The sequence below is a fragment of the Haloarcula nitratireducens genome (assembly GCF_019599505.1).
Genome location: NZ_RKLT01000017.1, coordinates 1 through 16,397, shown reverse-complemented (window position 1 = coordinate 16,397; position 16,397 = coordinate 1). Strand labels below are relative to the sequence as shown.

Here is a 16,397-nt window from a genome sequence, read left to right as displayed (position 1 = left end):
GGTCGGTTCAGAGCCCGCTGTGGGCCAGCCACCCGCCGTCGACAGCGAGGTTCGCGCCCGTGATGAACGAAGCCTCGTCGCTGGCGAGGAAGACGGCGGCGTCGCCGACGTCCTCCGGCGTGCCGAAGTGTGGGAGGAGCGTCTGTTCCGTGGACTTCTCGACGTCCTCGTCGGTGTTGATGTCCTGCAGCGGCGTCTCGATGTAGCCCGGGTTGACGCAGTTCACCCGGACGTTGGCCTCGCCGAGTTCCATCGCCAGATCTCGGGTCATGTTGACGACGCCGCCCTTCGCCGCGGCGTAGGGCGGGCCGCCGCCGCCCTCGAACCCCCGAACCGACCCGATGTTGACGATCTGTCCCTCGCTCTCTCTCAGGTGCGGAACCGCGTACTTCGCGCAGTAGAACGCGCCGCTCAGGTCGACGTCGATAGAGCGTTGCCACTCCTCGATGGAGGTGGTCTGCGAGTCGCCGACTATCTGGATGCCGGCGTTGTTGACGAGTACGTCGAGTCCGTCGTAGACGTCTATCGCCGTCTCGACCATCGCTTCGACGCTCTCGGGGTCGCCGACATCCGTCTCGACGAACGTCCCGTCGCCGGGAGTCCCCTCGCTGACGAGTTCGTCCGTCGGCGTCGTCACGTCCGTGTCGTAGCGCTCGCCCTGCTTCGGGTCGCGGCGCACGTCCGCGACGACGACGTTCGCGCCCTCCTCGCCGAAGCGTTTAGCGATGCCGCGTCCGATACCGCTGGCCGCGCCGGTCACGATCACTGTCCGGTCGATGTGTCTCTCGCCCGCCATAGCGGGTCGTCGTCGGCCACGGCCTTAAGATTGAGTCCGCCGAGAAGCGGACGCTCACTCGCCTCGCTCGTGGCGAATCGCCGCCAACATCCCGTTGAGGTAGCCGACGGCGTGGGCGCGACCGCGGTGGTCCCAGTCGGTGTCGCCCTCGACGTGGGGCGTGTGGTCGGGGATGATCAGCCCCGAGAAGCCCACGTCGGAGAGCAGGGAGAGAATCTCGTAGGCGTCGTAGTTCCCCTGGTCGAGGAACGTCTCGTTGAATTTCGGGACGGTGCCCTCGACGTCGCGGAAGTGGACGTAGAACAGTTTGTCGCGCTCGCCGAAGTAACGGACGACCTCCGCCAAGTCCTCACCCATCTCGGACCAGCAGCCGAGACAGAACTCCAGCCCGTGGTTCTCGCTGGGGACGAGGTCCATCGCGCGCCGGAAGTTCTCGAAGTTGCGGAACAGTTGGGGGACGCCGCCGAGGGAGGGCACCGGCGGGTCGTTGGGATGGAGACACATCTTCACGCCCGCGTCCTCGGCGACGGGAAGGATTTCTTCGAGGAAGTACTCGTAGTTGTCCCACAGCTCGTCCTCGGTGTACTCTCGGCCGTGCGTGAGGTCGTCGGCGACGGCGTCGGCGTCGAATCCGGACGCTCCCGCGCCGCCGCGGACGGCGACCTCGGTGTTTCGCCAGACGCCGCTGGGCATCCAGTGGTAGCCGAACATCGGGATGCCCGCGCGACCGATGTTGCGAACCGTCGTCTTGACGTGTTCCATCTGCTCCTCTCGGCCTTTCTGACCGAGCATGACCTTGTCGTAGAAGGAGATGGGAATGTTCTCGATGGCGTTCAGGCGGAGGTCGGCCGCCTCGATTCGCTCGCGGAGCGCGACCAGATTCTCGTAGGCCCACTCTTCGTCGCCCTCTAGTGGAATTCGCTCGTCGTCCGGCATGTGGGGGTAGTCGGGGGAGTACCGATACATGTTGAGCAAGACGTCGTCGCAGCCGAGTTGCTTGACGAATCGCAGTTTCTCCCCGGTCGGCTCCATGAACTGCCCGAGGCCGACGCGCATCGGGAGGGCGTCGAAGTCCGCGGGCTCGTCGTCGCTATCGCTCGCGCTGGAATCGCTCATACTTAATCCAGCCCGGAAGCGGGCATAAGCGTTGCCCGAAAGGGTCACTCCAGCAGTTCGCTCGCCCGTTCGGACGCCGTAGCGAGGCCGTCCTCGACGGACAGCGACCGCTCGACGACGACCGCCTCGACCATCTCGTTCAGTATCTCGTTCAGTTCGAGGTAGGCCGGAATCCGCGGGAGCGTGTTCACCGGACCGGTGTTGACCTCCTCGACGATCGAGTAGAACGAGTTTGTCCGGAGGATTTCGGGGTCGCGCCACGTCGAGAATCGCGTGCCGGAGGCTCCTTCGAGCGTGGTTATCCTGTCGTTCTCGGGGGACGCGGCGTGGCGGATAAAGTCGTAGGCGAGGTCGGGGTGTTCCGTTCCCTTCGGAACGGTCAAGCCGTAACAGACCGTCAGCGAGGTGTGCTCGCCCTCGGGGGCGTCGGCCCGCGGGATGAGCCCGTAGTTCGTCCGGCCGAACACCGCCGAATCCGGGTCTTCGGCCATCGCGCCGAACCCCGACCAGTTCCACATCATCGCGGCCCTCCCGTCGGCGTAGAACTGCCCCGTCTCGACGCTCTCCATCTCGACGGATTCCGGCGGCACGACCTCGTGTTCGTGGATCAGGTCGCGGTAGTACCGGAGCGCGTCTCGTCCTTCGGGGCTGTCGAAGGCGGGCCGACCATCGGCGTCGAGTAGTCGTCCGCCGCGACTCCATAGGTGGATGCAGAAGTCGTAGACGTCGCTGTGGCCGTCGGGCTTCGCCGCGACGACGGTGCCCCACAGGTCCTCGTCGGGACGCGTGAAGAACTCCGCCACATCGAGAAACTCGTCCCACGTCCGGGGCACCGAGAGCGGGCGGCCGTACTCCTCGCGGAACGCGCGCTGCTCGGCGACGCTCTCGAAGCGGTCCTCGCGGTAGTGGAAGATCTCCGGGCCGTCGTGGTACGGCACGCCGTACGCGGTTCCGTCGTAGGCCATCAGATCCCGCAGGCTCTCGGCCCAGCCGTCCGGCCAGCCGTCGGGCGGCGAGTCGGCGAGGTAGTCGTCCAGCGAGTGGACGTACCCCGCCTCGGCGACCATCGGGAGCCAGTCGCTCAGACAGAGAAAGAGGTCGTAGGTGCCGTCGGTGATGTCGCCGGTCGCGAGCAGTTCCTCGTGAATCTCGGGCAGCGGCCGGTGGTCGCGTTCGAACGTCACGTCGGCGTCGGCCGTCGCCGCGAAGGAGTCCATCTGACGCTGTAAGGCGTTCTCGAATCCCTCGAACGGGCGGCCGACGAGTCGGAGCGTCGGCATGGTGAGAGTGACGCGAGTGTCCGCATTAATCCTGTCGGCGCGTGACACACTCACGAACGCTTATGGCCGTCGGCGGGCGTATGGATGGCATGGAACGCGCACTCGAAGGCGTTACTATCGCGGATTTCACGCAGATGATGCAGGGGCCGTGGGCGACCCAGAAACTCGGCGACATGGGTGCGGACGTGATCAAGATCGAGCGCCTCGGCGGCGAGTGGGAGCGGGACCTGGAGGCCGGCGGCCGGTTGTTAGACGGCGTCAGCCCCTTCTTCCTCGCCATGAACCGCAACAAGCGGAGCATCACGCTCGATCTGAAATCCGACGAGGGCCGCGAGGTAGCGCTGGACGTCGCCGCGGCGGCCGACGTGCTGGTCGAGAACTTCCGCCCCGGCGTCATGGAGAAGTTCGGCCTGGGCTACGACGATGTGACCGAGGTCAACGCGGAGATTATCTACGTCTCGGGGTCGGGGTTCGGGAGCGACGGGCCGTACGCCGACAGACCGGGACAGGACCTCCTCTTGCAGTCGATGAGCGGGCTGGCGAACTACACCGGGCGGAAGGGCGACCCGCCGACGCCGGCCGGAACCGCCGTCGTCGACGAGCACTCGGCGATGCTCATCGCCCTGCACACCATGTTCGCGCTGTTCCACAGGGAACGGACCGGCGAGGGACAACACGTCGAGGCGAATCTGCTGAACGCCGCTATCGACTTCCAGTGTCAGGAGATGACGGCCGCTCTGAACATGGACGTCGAGTTCGAGCGCAGCGAGGAGGGCATCGCGCAGGCGTGGCTCGGTGGCCCTTACGGCGTCTACGAGACGGCCGATGGCCACGTGGCCATCGCGATGGCACCGATGGCGGCGATCGCCGAGACGCTCGACCTGCCGTCGCTCGCGCAGTACGACACCGCCGAGGCGACGTTCGAACACCGCGACGAGATCAAGCGAACGCTGGAGGCGTACACCCGCGAGCAGCACGCTGACGAACTGCTGGAGACGCTCCTCGGGGCCGACGTGTGGGCCGCCGAAGTCAACGACTTCCACGACGTGGCCGCGGACCCGCAGGTCGAACACAACGAGATGCTGGTCGAACTCGACCACCCCGAGACTGGGACGTTCACCACCGTCGGCATCCCCGTCGATATGTCCGAGACGCCCGGCGACATCCGCTCGCCGCCGCCGACGCCCGGTCAGCACACCGGCGAGATACTCGCCGAACTCGGGTACGACGCCGCCGAGCGAGCGCGACTGGCGAGCGACGACGTCGTCGGCGGCAGCGTCGAGTGACTCCCCGGAGAGCGAGCGCGAATGATGCCGTCGGGGGTAGTTTCAAGAGTATCGCCCGGCAAGCACGATATATGTCAGCAGGCGGCAGCGGCGAGCGTAACGGCGACGAGTACCGTCGCGCGCTGGCGGCGCTGTGCCACCGGGTCGGGACGACGCTCGACGCCACGGGCGAGCGATTCCCCTACGTCTACGACCGAGAGAGTGACGCGTGGGAGACCACCGAGAACGGGAACTGGTGTGGCGGCCACTGGATCGGTCTGCTCTGGCGCGCCGCGGCGTTCGCCGAGGACAGCGATTCGACGGACGGCGAGCGGTTCGAGCGGGCCGCACGCGACCACACCGAGACGATGCGGGCGTACATGCCGCGAGACTCCATGTTCTGCGGGATGAACTTCCTGTACGCCGGGTTTCGGGGCTACGACCACAGCGGCGACCGGGGGCTGTTCGGCCTCGGTCTGGAGGGCGCGGACGCGATGCGCGCGGCGTTCCACGGGGGCGCGCGACAGGTACCGCTCGGCAAGCTAGCTATCGAAGGACCGGAGCAGTTCCGGGGTCCCGACTCGGACCACGGGCCCCCGGGCGACCGCATCGGCGCGGTGGACAACCTCTACACGGCGGTGTCGGTGCTGTGGCGCGCCTACGAGGAGACTCGCGACCCGCGCTTTCGCGACGTCGCCGTCTCCCACGCCGACCGACATCTCGACTGGTACGTCCGCCCGGACGGGAAGACGTGGCACCACGCCGTCTTCGACGAGTCAGGGGCACTCGAACGGCAGTACAACGAACTGGCCTACGGTGACGACACCTGCTGGGCGCGCGGACAGGCGTGGAGTATCGCCGGCCTCGCCAACGCCTATCGAGCCACCGGTGCGGCCCGCTACCGACGCGCCCTCGAATCGCACGTCGAGTACTACCGCGAGCACGCGCCGGCCGACGGCGTCCCTCGCTGGGACTTCGAAGTGCCGAACCCGGACGAGGAGCCCAGAGACACGAGCGCGGCGGCGATTACGGCGTACGGTCTCCTTTCGTTTCTCCCCGAGACCGATAGCGCAGTCGCGGAGCTGCGCGCGTTCGGACGGGACGTACTCGATTCGCTCGTGGGAAACTATCTCGTCGCCGATGCCGAAGACGACGCCTACGGAGCAGTTACGCAGGGCTGTTTCAACCGGCCCGGGAACTACGCCGTCGACACCGAACTCGTCTGGACGAACTACTACCTGGCCGAGACGCTGGCGACGGTCCTGGAGCCATGAGCGGCCCCTGGACCGGCTACGAGTTGCCGACCGAACCGGAGAGCTACGAAGAACTGGTCGAGGGCTTCGACTGGCGGATTCCATCGACCTACAACGCGGCGGACCACGTCCTGTCGGGCGATCGTGAGGCCGTCGCGCTTCGACACCTTCCCGAGCGAGGGAGCGACGGCCGCGGCACGGACGACGGCGACGAGAGTTCAGCGCCGGCCCGCACGCTCACCTACGGCGACCTGGCGGCCGCGTCGGCGGCACTCGCGGACCGATTTCGTCGTGCCGGAATCGAGGCGGGCGACCGCGTCGCCGTCTGCCTCCCGCAGTGTCCGGAACTCGTCGTAAGCCAGTTGGCCGTCCTCCGCCTCGGCGGCGTCGTCGTCCCGGCGTCCATGCTACTCGGCGACGAGGCGTTCGCTCACTTGCTCGATCACAGCGACGCGGCGGCGCTCGTCGTCGACGAGCGACGGTTGGGGGTGGCCGAGAGCGTTCGGGAAGCGGTACCAGAGACGACGATGTCCGTGCGCGTAGACGGCGACGACGGGCCGCTGGGCGGGTTGGGCGCGGTCGTCGAGAGTCGGGAGCAATCGGCCGACCCATCGATGACCGAGACCGCGCCCGACGAGCCCGCGTTCGTGCTCTACACGTCGGGGACGTCGAGCGACCCGAAGGGTGTGGTGCAGGGGCATCAGTACCTGCTCGGGTCGCTGCCGGGCTATCACTGCTGGTTCGGCCTCTTCGAGGCGAGCGAGGCCCGCGCGGCCCGCGTCTGGACGCCCTCGGAGTGGGCGTGGGCGGGCGCGCTGTTCGACGTGGTGTTCCCGACGCTCGCCCTCGGCGGCACCGTCGTCTCGTCGGTGAGACGGAGCGGGTTCGACCCCGAAGCGGCGCTGTCGCTCGTGAGAGCGCAATCGGTGACCCACACCTTCCTCCCGCCGACGGCACTGCGGGCGATACGTCGGGAGACGGACCCGTCGCCGGCGGACGTTCCCGAGCTCGACACGGTGATGTGCGGCGGGGAGCACCTACCCCCGACGCTCGCGGACTGGGCCGCGGGACGCCTCGGCGCGACGGTCAACGAGTCCTACGGACAGACCGAGGCCAACGCGCTGGTCGGCGAGTGCAAGCGCGTCTACCCCGGCACCGACGACGGCCTCGGACGGCCCTATCCCGGCCACGAGGTACGCGTCGTCGACGAGTCGGGCGCGGCGGTGCCGACCGGCGAAATCGGCGAAATCGCCGTCGCGCTTCCCGACCCAGTCGTCATGCGGGGATACCTCGACGACCCGGCGGCGACCGCGGAGGTCCTCGACGACGGGCTGCTGCGGACCGGCGACGTGGGCCGCTTTCTCGACGATGGAACGCTCGTCCACCTCGGCCGAGCCGACGACCTCGTTCTCAGCGCGGGCTACCGCGTCAGCCCGCTCGAAGTCGAGACGGCACTGGAAGCGCACCCCGCCGTCGCGGCGGCGCTCGTCGGGGGCGAACCCGACCCGGAGCGGGGTGAGCGTGTCCTCGCCACCGTCGTCCCGACGGACGGCGCGACGGGCGACGCCGACCTCTCGGCCGAACTGCAGTCGTTCGTCGCCGAGACGCTCGGCAGGCACAAGCGCCCCCGGCGGATCGAGTTCGCCGACGCGTTGCCGACCACCAGAACCGACAAGACCGACCGCTCCGGTGGGAGTGGCGAGCCCGGCCACTCCGGTCCGGTCGACGACCGGGACTGAGCGCCATCTGAGAGACGCGTCACTCGGCGACGACGCCCGTTGTCATCCAGCAACCGCCGTACGGCTCCGTCGTCTGGACGGTCTGGAGTTCGAGGTACCACACGTACGCCGTCGTCTCGGTTCCGTCGCTCACGACGACGCGCTGAGAGGCGCGGCCGCCCCGCTGTTCGAGCGTCTCGTAGGTGACCGTCGACGCGCGCAGTAGCGGGCGATACTGGTCGGTGACGATCTCGACGAAGTTCGCGTACGACCCGACGGTCTCCCGGTTCGACGGCGCTGCGAACTGCCACGTCGTGTTGATTCCCTCGTCGGTCGCCGGGTCGTTGTTCCGGAGCGCGTTGATCTGAATGTGGACGACCAGCCCGGGCGGTCGCTTACAGTTCGGGCGGAGCGAGAGATAGCGAGGTTGGGCGACGGTACGAGCGGTCGTGACCGTCGTCTCGGTCAGGTTCGTCTCCGCGTTCATCCCCCCGGCCAGCGCTCGACCGTTGCCGTCGGCCGCGACTGCACGCGGCGTCAGCGTCTCGATGTCGGGAACCGGCGCTGGCGTTACACCTGCCCCCGTCGAGTCTGTTCCCCCGCCGAAGAGCGACCCACATCCGGCCAAGCAGACGAGGGCGACGAGAGCGGCCGACGGAGCCCAGCCAGCGGATGCCATGCTATACCAAGGGGACGTGGAGACTTCGGTGTTGGCATCGCCTCGGCCAGTCGGCGCTCCGTTCGCAGTCTCTCGACTCGTCTTCGGCTTCGCTTTCGATGGAAACAGCAGCCAGCGTTCGATGTCAAGTGCGTCTGTATTCGAATATCTATGCACATTTTGGCGTTACATGCGTCATAATAGACGCATATCTGTTGACTTGGTATTAGTATTCGCGCGTATATTCCTATTTTGAGCGTGCTCGTCTCCGTGTCGTCGCAAATTCGCAACGGGAGAGGCGAACGTCGCTGAAACACCGTCAGTCGGTCAGATCGGGATGAACTCGGGGTCGACGACGTTCAGCCGGTCGGTATTCTCGAAGAACTGATAAAACTCGTCGTAGAGGTCCGTGCACTTCCCGTCGGCGTCGTATCGGAGCGTGTGCCAGTCGGCCACGATGGCGCAGTAGCGTTTCGCACGCGTGAGCGCGACGTTCAAGCGACGGGGACCGTCCGTCGGTCGACCCAGAAAGCCGACGTCGCCGTCGCCGTTGCTCCGGACGAGCGAGAGGACGATCGCGGTTCGCTCCCCGCCCTGGAAGGAGTCGATAGTGTCGACCGTGATGCGGTCGGCGGAAGCGACGGCGTCGCCGAGTACCTCCCGGATTCGTGCCACCTGTGCGGTGTAGGGCGTGATGACGCCGATCTCGTCGGCCGGGACGTCGTCCAGTAACTCACTCACGACGTGAGCGACGAGGCGAGCCTCGGTCGGATTCGCCTTCGAGTGCTCGACCGTCTCGACGCGGCCGCCCACGTTGTACCCCTCGATCGCCGGTCTGTCAGGCAACGCGTCGATACTGCGGCCGTTGCGTAGCGTCCGGTCGTAGAACTGTCGGTTCGGAAAGTACGCGATGTCACGATGCATTCGGTACTGCGTCTGCAACTGGAGTCCGACGCCGTCGTAGACGCCGCCGTCGGCGTAGAGGTGTTCGAACAGCGAGTGGCCGTAGTTGGAGTCCGGTGGCTCCTCGCTGGCGCTGTACGGCGGGAGCTGGCGGTGGTCCCCCGCGAGGACGATCCGCTTCGCCCGAGTCAGCGGGATGCACGACGCCGTACAGGTGGACTGGGTCGCCTCGTCGAGGACAAGGAGATCGAACTCCCGGGCGAGCGTCGCCGCGCTGTTGTTCGTCGCCGCGACGACCTCGGCCCGTCCCGGAACGTCGCTATACCCGCGCGAGACGACGTCGTTCGCCGACTGTCCCTCGTTCACGCGGTCGAGGGTGAACTCGTCGTCACCGTGTTGCCCGTAGGCGTGCAGCGACCGCGGATCCGGGTCGTCGGTCGTCGAAGCGCCGGCGAGGAGGTTGTCGACGGCCTGGTTCGAATCGGCACAGACGAGAACGCTCTCGCCCGCCTGGACCGCCCGACGGACGATCTCGACGAGCGTGCGCGTCTTCCCCGTTCCGGGCGGCCCGTGGATACACAGCAGGTCGTCGGCCAGGAGGGCGTGTTCGACCGCCAGTTGCTGTTCCTGGTTCAGTTCGTCGTCGAAAGGGTCGCTCCGGGCGGCCGCGCCGTTGGTGAACGTGATCGGGCGCTCGCCGGCCAGTACCGCCTGGAACGGGTGGTCCCGCAGCTCCTCGATCGCGCTCCGCTCGCGGTCGAACGGGACCGGGTTCAACAGCGCCGTGAGGCCGTACGTCTCGTCGCCGTTCGAGAGCTCGTTTCCCACGTTGGTCGCCCCGTCTACGTCGGCCCAGTCGACGGTCACCCAGAGGTTCAGCCCCCGGATGCGTTTCACCGTCGCCTCGATGGGAAACGGGCTATCGTCGAAGCCGTCTGCTCGCCGAACCAGAACCTCGTTGCCCTCGTAGATACCGAACTCCGACTCGACGAAGTACGCCCAGTCGCCGTCGCGGCGGTTTTCGAGGTGTTCGGGGACCTCGACTCGGAACCGGTACTCGCCGTCACCGTCGGCACCGACCGGGCGGAGTTCGGGGACGGCGTCGCCGCCCTCGTCGTAGATAGCGGTTGCCGAGCGACGCGCTGTTCGTTCTCGGTTCTCGTCCCGGGTCGCCGTGCGTTCGCGTTCGACGTGTTCGAGCAAGTCCTCGACGAGCGCCCCGCCGGTCGGATTCCGCGGCGGTTCGCTGTCGTCTATCGGCGAGTCGTACGTCGGCGGGTACGTCTCGGGCACGAAATCGGAGTGCCAGAAGCGGATGCGGTCGGCCAGCCGCGTCGCACCGAAGTCGTCGGCGTCAAGGAAGTCCCGTTCCCCGTCGCGTTCGAAGACGAAGATCGGCCCGCGTATCGAGTGGTCGGTAAAAGCCACGAACGACCCCGTGGGGACCGCCGAATCGTCGCCGTGGAGAGGGATACACGTCCACTCTTCGTCCGGGTGGGAGAGCGATACGTGATCGTCCGCGAACTCGGCGACGGGACGTGCGGGGACGACCGGACCACTCTCCTCGAGATCTTCGCCGGTAGCCGCATACAGCGCGGCCTCATCGAGTTCGAACTGCCCGATGACGTGGTCGAACAGGAGCGACATCTGTCACCCGATTTGCCCGTCTGGCGTAAAACTGTACGTACTTCACTCGACCCCGCGTCTCGACCGCGTTCTCCCGCTGCTACGGTGCGGAGAGGATTCGTGAGTTCGCGGCCCTCTCTCGGAGACTGGAGATGGCAAGTCGATAATATCCACATATAGACTATTTGTGCCCTTATCTGTTATTGTGCTCCCAAATTCGAGAGTATTCATCTTATATATGGCCATATAGGATATTTAATAGCTATTATATCAAATTATGCGCCCAAATTAGAAGTATGTCTCTCTATTTGGTCTTATTCGAGAACCGTACTTTCACATAGTTCAGATTACGTCTGTAGGAGACCCCATCTCTGTAGTATTCTCCCGAGACTCGATCTCACCCGACGGTTGAACCGGGATGTATATAACAATCGTACGTGCGTTATCCGGATTCGAGGCAGAGGGTATGCACGTGAGCACGAATCCGGTGACTGCCCGCGCTGCGGGAACAAGTGTATATCTGTTATCTCTATGGCCGTTGACCGTGGTACCCCCACCGGTCAGAACAGGCACGACGAGACCCGTCGTGGACTACCCCGGAGCCGCGTAGCGGTCGACGCAACTCTTGCTACCGACAGACCGTCACCGAACGGGGCGGACGGATGGAAGCTATGCCTGATGCTTCATACTATATCTTAAACTAACGAGAAAGCAGTCAAAAGATTCCTCGGTTGCTACGTATCGTCCATGATTAAACCAACTGATGCTGCTACTACGGAGAGCGTGACGTGTTACCAATGAACTATGCGGGCGTTGTTTTTGGGCGTTTTCCGGGCTAATCAGCGTAAAACGAGGAGAAACAATTGATGGAGAGACGATCCCGTATCTCGGAGAACCGCGCGGGCCGCCGCTCACCCAAATGTTTAACCTGTATCTCGACCGACTGTGTGACGATGCCCGACTACAGTTCAGACTTCGACGGGGACACCGTCATAGTCACTGGAGCGAGCTCCGGAATCGGACGAGAGATCGCCAGTAGATTCGCGGACGCGGGAGCGACGGTCCTCAACGCGGACATCGAGCCCGAACCCAAGGCCGCAGAGACGCCGACCCACGAGGTCATCCGGGAGCGAGGTGGTACCGCCGAGTTCGTACAGACGGACGTCTCGGACGCCGACGACGTTCGTGCGGTCGTCGAACGCGCCCGAGAGTACGGCGGTGTCGACGTGATGGTGAACAACGCGGGACTGTTCATCGGAGGGAGTTTGCTCGACGTCAGTGAAGAGGAGTTCGAGAAGATACACCAGGTCAACGCGAAGGGAGTGTTCTTCGGCTGTCAGGCCGCTGCACAGGATATGATCGACCGCGAGACCGACGGGGCAATCGTCAATACGGCCTCGATCAGTTCGTTCGTCGCCCAGCGCGACCAGATACAGTACGACTCGACGAAGGCCGCGGTCAAGATGATCACCCGTGGTGCCGCACTCGAACTGGCAGACCACGACATCCGGGTGAACGCAGTCGGGCCCGGACAGATAGCCACCGAGTTCATCGACGGCTGGTCGGAGGACGCGCCCGCGGCAGCGGCGAAAGACGAACTCATCAAACCGGTCCCGGCCGGCCGCGCGGGCACACCGGAAGACGTTGCCGGTGCAGCCCTCTACCTCGCCAGTGACGACGCCGATTACGTGACTGGCGAGGTGTTGATGGTCGATGGAGGGTGGCGAATAATCTGATTGTCATCACCCGGTAGGAGAATAGTTATGTGGATGGGTTCACACTGAGTAACTGGAGCCAATGAGTACAGAGACACTCCTCGACACTCCGTCGGGGAACGCAGTCGTCGTAGCGCTAGATCACGGACTCAGCCTCGGTGCGCCTGACGGATTCAAGAACCCAATAGAGACTATCGACAAGGTCCTCGCGGGCGAACCGGACGGCGTCCTCGTCGGGCCGCACATGGCCCGTCACTACCAGGACCGCTTCGCGGAGGCTGACGTCGACGTCATTCTCACCGCGGACGTCGTGACGTGGTCGACCAGCCCGGGCCGAGACCACGACGAGGACCTCTGGACGCCAGCGTTCGACGCCGAGTTCCTCGCGGAACTCGACCCCGTCGGCGTCAAGACGGTGCTCGTGTTCGGACGTGACGACACCGAGACGTTCCGCCGGAACGTCGAGTACATCGCCGAGCTCGCCGAGGACCTCCGCGGGACCGGCATCCCGCTGGTCGTCGAGCCGGTCATGTGGGGCCGACGCGTCCCGGACAAGCTGGAGACGGACGTAGAGTTCGTCGAAGATGCGATGCGCATGGGTTGGGAGTTCGGCGCGGACATCCTCAAAGCGCCCTACACCGGCAGCGTCGAGACGTTCGAGCCGCTCGTCGAGAACTCGCCGGTCCCCGTGATGATTCTCGGCGGCCCGGCCACCGGCACCACCCGCGCGATGCTGGAATCCGTCGAGGGAGCCATGGAATCCGGTGCCCGCGGCCTGATGATCGGTCGGACGATCTGGAAGTCCGAGGACCCGGAGCGAACGGTCTCCGCGCTCATGGACATCGTCCACGAAGGCGCGTCCGTCGAGGAAGTGTGGGACGAAGCGGAGCAGGCGGCCATCGCGAGCGGGCGAGAAACGTAAATACGACTCGCTGTTACGCTTAGGCATGCTAACCGCACCGGCACGACGAACGAACCGGCCTCGGGGTGCTGCCCCGTGACGACGCCCGAAGAGCGTCGGCGCTCCATCACGGAGTTAGTGACGAAGCACGGCGGCCTCTCGGTCGAGGAGTTGGCCACTCGCCTCGACGTGTCAGAGTCGACCATCAGACGCGACCTCCGTGACCTCGCCGAGCGAAACCTCGTCGAGCGAACGCACGGCGGCGTCGTCCCGATGACGAACGTGGGTATCGAACGGTCGTTCAATCGGCGTCTCATCCAGCACTTAGAGCGCAAACAGGCGATCGCCGACCGAGCGGTCGAGGAGATCTCGGAGGGTCACGTCGTTTACTTCGATGCCGGGACGACGACGATGCAAGTCGCCAAGGCCGCTCCGGACGATAGCTCGATCATCGCTGTCACGAGCTCTCCGATGTTGGTACTCGAACTGGCGAAATCGGGCGGTACGGTGAAGATGACCGGTGGAGAGTACCGCAACGAGACCAAAGCGCTGATCGGGCCGACGACGGAGGACTACATCGGCAATTCCAACTTCGACATCGCGTTCATCGGCGTCAACGGTATCGGTGCCGACGGCACGCTGTCGGCACCGAACGAGTCCGAAGCGAAGATCAAGCAGCTCGTCGTGGAGCACTCCGCCCGGACTGTCGTGGTCGCTGTCGCGCAGAAGTTCGGTGAGCAGAGCTTCCGCCGGTTCGGGTCGGTCGAGGATATCGACCTCCTCGTCACTGACGAGCGTGTGCCCGAAGACTACCGCGACCTGTTCGACGAGACGGAGCTCGTCGAAGACGTGTTCGAGTCCGGAGCGTACGACTGACGCGCGGGAATCGTCGGTAGTCCCGTTACAGCGGCTACCGCTGCGATAAAGACCGGGCAGTCGGTTCGGTCCACCGCACAGATCTAGTTACGCAAAATCTCCTCCTCTTTCACGGAATTCGGGCGTCTGTGACGGCGTACCGGCCGATGGTATGGCAAGGATTAAATGTTATAATACCATTGTCCATCGTGTGGTAGCAGAACATGCCAATTGACAATACCAGGCGGAAGTTCATCAAAGCGACAGGTGTGGGGATACTCGGCGGCCTCGCCGGGTGTACGCGAGGCGGCGATGGCTCGAGCGGCGGTGGATCGACCGGCGACGGCTCGGGGAACGGGTCCACCGGTGGCGATTCAGACGACCTCGCGATTCCCCTGAGCAAGTACGACGCGGACATCGACTGGAAACAGTTCGACGGCGACCAGATCAACATCGGTGCGGTCCAGCACCCGTGGGTCGACGCCATCAAGCCCGCTATCCCCGTGTTCGAGGAACTCACTGGAATCGACGTCCAGTGGAACATCCTGCCCGAACAGCAGTTCCGGACCAAGCGGCAGACCGACGTGAGCACCGGGGCCGGGCAGTTCGACGTCTTCTTCATGGACCAGGTCGTCAACCAGTTCCGCGACGAGGGGTGGCTCCAGCCTCTGGATCCGTACTTCGACGACGGCAGCCTCTACGACGAGGGCTGGTACAAACCCGATGACCTCTTCGAGGCGTCCCGGTGGCAGGCGCACGGTGGCGGCTACAGCGACAACTGGACCGGTCTGCCGATCACGGTCGAGGTCCAGACCCAGTTCTACCGGAAGGACCTCTACGATAAGCACGGTCTCGAAGTCGCCGAAACGTGGGCACAACACCGCGAGAACGCGAAAGTCATCCACGAGAACGAGTCCGACATCGTCGGCACGGCCGGCCGCGGGCAGAAGGGCTACGGGATGAACATCTACATCCTGAACACGCTGCTTCGACAGAAGGGGACCAAGCTCTGGACCGAGTTCCCGAACGACTCCGGTCTCGACACCCAGGGCGTCATCGAAGCGGCCGACTGGTACAGCAAACTGCTCCAGGACTACGGCCCGGAGGGCGCGTCGACCCAGACCTGGTCCGACGTCCAAGCGACGATGGCGGAAGGTAACGCCGGTCACATCGTCGCCGACGCCAACATGTTCTGGGGCGGACTGACCAACGACGAGTCGAGCGTCGCCGATACCGTCCGAATCGCGAAAGTGCCGAAGCCGGAGGGCGGCGAACTCAACCCGAACGCGTTCAACTGGCAGATCTCCACCTCGAAGAACGCGAAGAACTCCGAGCAGGCGTTCCTGTTCATGCTGTGGGCGACCTCCCAGCCGACCGACCTCTGGATGCACACGGAGAGCAGCGGCGTGTTCTCGGTGCGCCAGTCCATCTGGGAGAACGAGGACTACCGCTCGAAAGTCGGCGAAGACTACGCACAGATATCGCTCGAATCGTTGCAGGTCGCAGCGCCGGACCCATTCGACCGCAAGTACCCCGAGTGGGGCCAGCGCTACTCCGAGGAACTGCAGCGTACCATCGCCGGGCAGAAGTCCGCCGAGGAGGCGATGACGCAGGCGGCGAAAGTCGCCGAAGACATCTACAGCGGATAACGGAACCCCTCGCCAGACACACTATTTTCCCACACTTCCCATGAGTACACCAACGAAAGCAGAAACGACAAACGAGACGACCTTCGGGAGCCTGCGGGACGTCTGGAACGACTACCTCCCGTACTGGTTCATGGCACCGATGGTGCTGGTGATGGTGATGATCACCTTCTTCCCCGGCGCCTACGACCTCTATCTCAGCCTGATAGCGGAGCCGACGCTGAACGTCTTCGAGGCCGAGTTCGTCGGGTTGCGCAACTTCCGGACGGCGTTCACCAGAGGCGGTGCGTTCCACTCGTTCGTCATCACCGTCACCGTCGTCGTCAGCGCGCTGTTCTTGGAGACGCTTCTGGGGTTCGTGCTGGCCGCGTTCGTCGCCGGCGTCGACTCCAGTCGGGCGAAGTCGTTCTACCGAGTCCTGTTCATCCTTCCGATGGCCGTCGCACCCGTCTCGCTCGCGACCATCGGCCGCATCATGCTGAACACCGAAATCGGCGTCATTCCGTACGTCATCAACACGCTGACCCCCTTCGCGGCCCCGAACTTCCTCTCGGACATCCCGCTGTTGACGGTCATCTTACTGGACACGTGGAACTGGACGCCGTTCATGTTCATCATCTTCTACGCCGGCCTCTCGTCGGTGCCCGACACGCTGGTCGAGGCCT

Annotated in this window: 13 protein-coding genes; 8 read left to right on the top strand and 5 right to left on the bottom strand. The window is 64.9% G+C overall.

Annotation, left to right across the window (positions count from 1 at the left end):
- Positions 1–7: 7 nt before the first annotated feature.
- From EGH23_RS20565 to EGH23_RS20555, 3 genes are read right to left on the bottom strand one after another with little or no spacing between them, the layout of a single operon-like run.
- Positions 8–796, bottom strand: coding sequence for an SDR family NAD(P)-dependent oxidoreductase (locus EGH23_RS20565; protein WP_220581865.1), 789 nt, complete (start codon positions 794–796; stop codon positions 8–10).
- Positions 797–850: 54 nt separating this feature from the next.
- A complete protein-coding gene (locus tag EGH23_RS20560) occupies positions 851–1,912 on the bottom strand; it encodes a mannonate dehydratase (protein ID WP_220581864.1) in 1,062 nt (353 codons plus the stop codon).
- A 44-nt stretch (positions 1,913–1,956) separates the two neighbouring features.
- Positions 1,957–3,192, bottom strand: coding sequence for an ABC transporter substrate-binding protein (locus EGH23_RS20555; RefSeq protein WP_220581863.1), 1,236 nt, complete (start codon positions 3,190–3,192; stop codon positions 1,957–1,959).
- 89 nt (positions 3,193–3,281) lie between these two features.
- Here EGH23_RS20555 and EGH23_RS20550 point away from each other — a divergent pair, with 89 nt between their 5' ends.
- The 3 genes from EGH23_RS20550 to EGH23_RS20540 all read left to right on the top strand — a co-directional run bounded on the left by EGH23_RS20550 (position 3,282) and on the right by EGH23_RS20540 (position 7,449).
- Entirely contained in the window at positions 3,282–4,478 is a 1,197-nt protein-coding gene (locus tag EGH23_RS20550) for a CaiB/BaiF CoA transferase family protein (protein WP_220581862.1), read from the top strand.
- A gap of 71 nt (positions 4,479–4,549) precedes the next feature.
- Positions 4,550–5,731, top strand: a complete 1,182-nt coding sequence (locus EGH23_RS20545; protein WP_220581861.1) for a glycoside hydrolase family 88 protein — start codon at positions 4,550–4,552, stop codon at positions 5,729–5,731.
- A complete protein-coding gene (locus tag EGH23_RS20540; protein ID WP_220581860.1) occupies positions 5,728–7,449 on the top strand; it encodes an acetate--CoA ligase in 1,722 nt (573 codons plus the stop codon). Before EGH23_RS20545 ends, EGH23_RS20540 begins: the two co-directional genes overlap by 4 nt.
- A gap of 19 nt (positions 7,450–7,468) precedes the next feature.
- Here EGH23_RS20540 and EGH23_RS20535 read toward each other — a convergent pair whose 3' ends face one another.
- The gene (locus EGH23_RS20535) at positions 7,469–8,107 is read right to left on the bottom strand and encodes a DUF4864 domain-containing protein (RefSeq protein ID WP_220581859.1); all 639 of its coding nucleotides are present in this window, start codon (positions 8,105–8,107) and stop codon (positions 7,469–7,471) included.
- Between the two features lie 306 nt (positions 8,108–8,413).
- On the bottom strand, positions 8,414–10,636 hold the full coding sequence (locus EGH23_RS20530) for an AAA domain-containing protein (protein WP_220581858.1): 2,223 nt from the start codon (positions 10,634–10,636) through the stop codon (positions 8,414–8,416).
- A gap of 932 nt (positions 10,637–11,568) precedes the next feature.
- Between EGH23_RS20530 and EGH23_RS20525 the strand changes: the two genes are divergently transcribed.
- The 5 genes from EGH23_RS20525 to EGH23_RS20505 all read left to right on the top strand — a co-directional run.
- The gene (locus EGH23_RS20525; protein WP_220581857.1) at positions 11,569–12,351 is read left to right on the top strand and encodes an SDR family NAD(P)-dependent oxidoreductase; all 783 of its coding nucleotides are present in this window, start codon (positions 11,569–11,571) and stop codon (positions 12,349–12,351) included.
- A gap of 61 nt (positions 12,352–12,412) precedes the next feature.
- Positions 12,413–13,252, top strand: coding sequence for a class I fructose-bisphosphate aldolase (locus EGH23_RS20520; RefSeq protein WP_220581856.1), 840 nt, complete (start codon positions 12,413–12,415; stop codon positions 13,250–13,252).
- Positions 13,253–13,327: 75 nt separating this feature from the next.
- On the top strand, positions 13,328–14,107 hold the full coding sequence (glpR, locus tag EGH23_RS20515; RefSeq protein WP_220581855.1) for an HTH-type transcriptional regulator GlpR: 780 nt from the start codon (positions 13,328–13,330) through the stop codon (positions 14,105–14,107).
- Between the two features lie 203 nt (positions 14,108–14,310).
- Positions 14,311–15,735, top strand: coding sequence for an extracellular solute-binding protein (locus tag EGH23_RS20510; protein WP_220581854.1), 1,425 nt, complete (start codon positions 14,311–14,313; stop codon positions 15,733–15,735).
- 40 nt (positions 15,736–15,775) lie between these two features.
- Positions 15,776–16,397: carbohydrate ABC transporter permease (locus tag EGH23_RS20505; RefSeq protein WP_220581853.1), on the top strand; the 622-nt coding region annotated here is incomplete at its 3' end.

Coding starts and splice junctions, on each gene's coding strand:
- EGH23_RS20520 (WP_220581856.1), top strand. CDS start 12,413: ATGAGTACAGAGACACTCCTCGACACTCCGTCGGGGAACGCAGTCGTC.
- EGH23_RS20530 (WP_220581858.1), bottom strand. CDS start 10,636: ATGTCGCTCCTGTTCGACCACGTCATCGGGCAGTTCGAACTCGATGAG.
- EGH23_RS20550 (WP_220581862.1), top strand. CDS start 3,282: ATGGAACGCGCACTCGAAGGCGTTACTATCGCGGATTTCACGCAGATG.
- EGH23_RS20555 (WP_220581863.1), bottom strand. CDS start 3,192: ATGCCGACGCTCCGACTCGTCGGCCGCCCGTTCGAGGGATTCGAGAAC.
- EGH23_RS20565 (WP_220581865.1), bottom strand. CDS start 796: ATGGCGGGCGAGAGACACATCGACCGGACAGTGATCGTGACCGGCGCG.
- EGH23_RS20540 (WP_220581860.1), top strand. CDS start 5,728: ATGAGCGGCCCCTGGACCGGCTACGAGTTGCCGACCGAACCGGAGAGC.
- EGH23_RS20535 (WP_220581859.1), bottom strand. CDS start 8,107: ATGGCATCCGCTGGCTGGGCTCCGTCGGCCGCTCTCGTCGCCCTCGTC.
- EGH23_RS20560 (WP_220581864.1), bottom strand. CDS start 1,912: ATGAGCGATTCCAGCGCGAGCGATAGCGACGACGAGCCCGCGGACTTC.
- EGH23_RS20545 (WP_220581861.1), top strand. CDS start 4,550: ATGTCAGCAGGCGGCAGCGGCGAGCGTAACGGCGACGAGTACCGTCGC.
- EGH23_RS20525 (WP_220581857.1), top strand. CDS start 11,569: ATGCCCGACTACAGTTCAGACTTCGACGGGGACACCGTCATAGTCACT.
- EGH23_RS20510 (WP_220581854.1), top strand. CDS start 14,311: ATGCCAATTGACAATACCAGGCGGAAGTTCATCAAAGCGACAGGTGTG.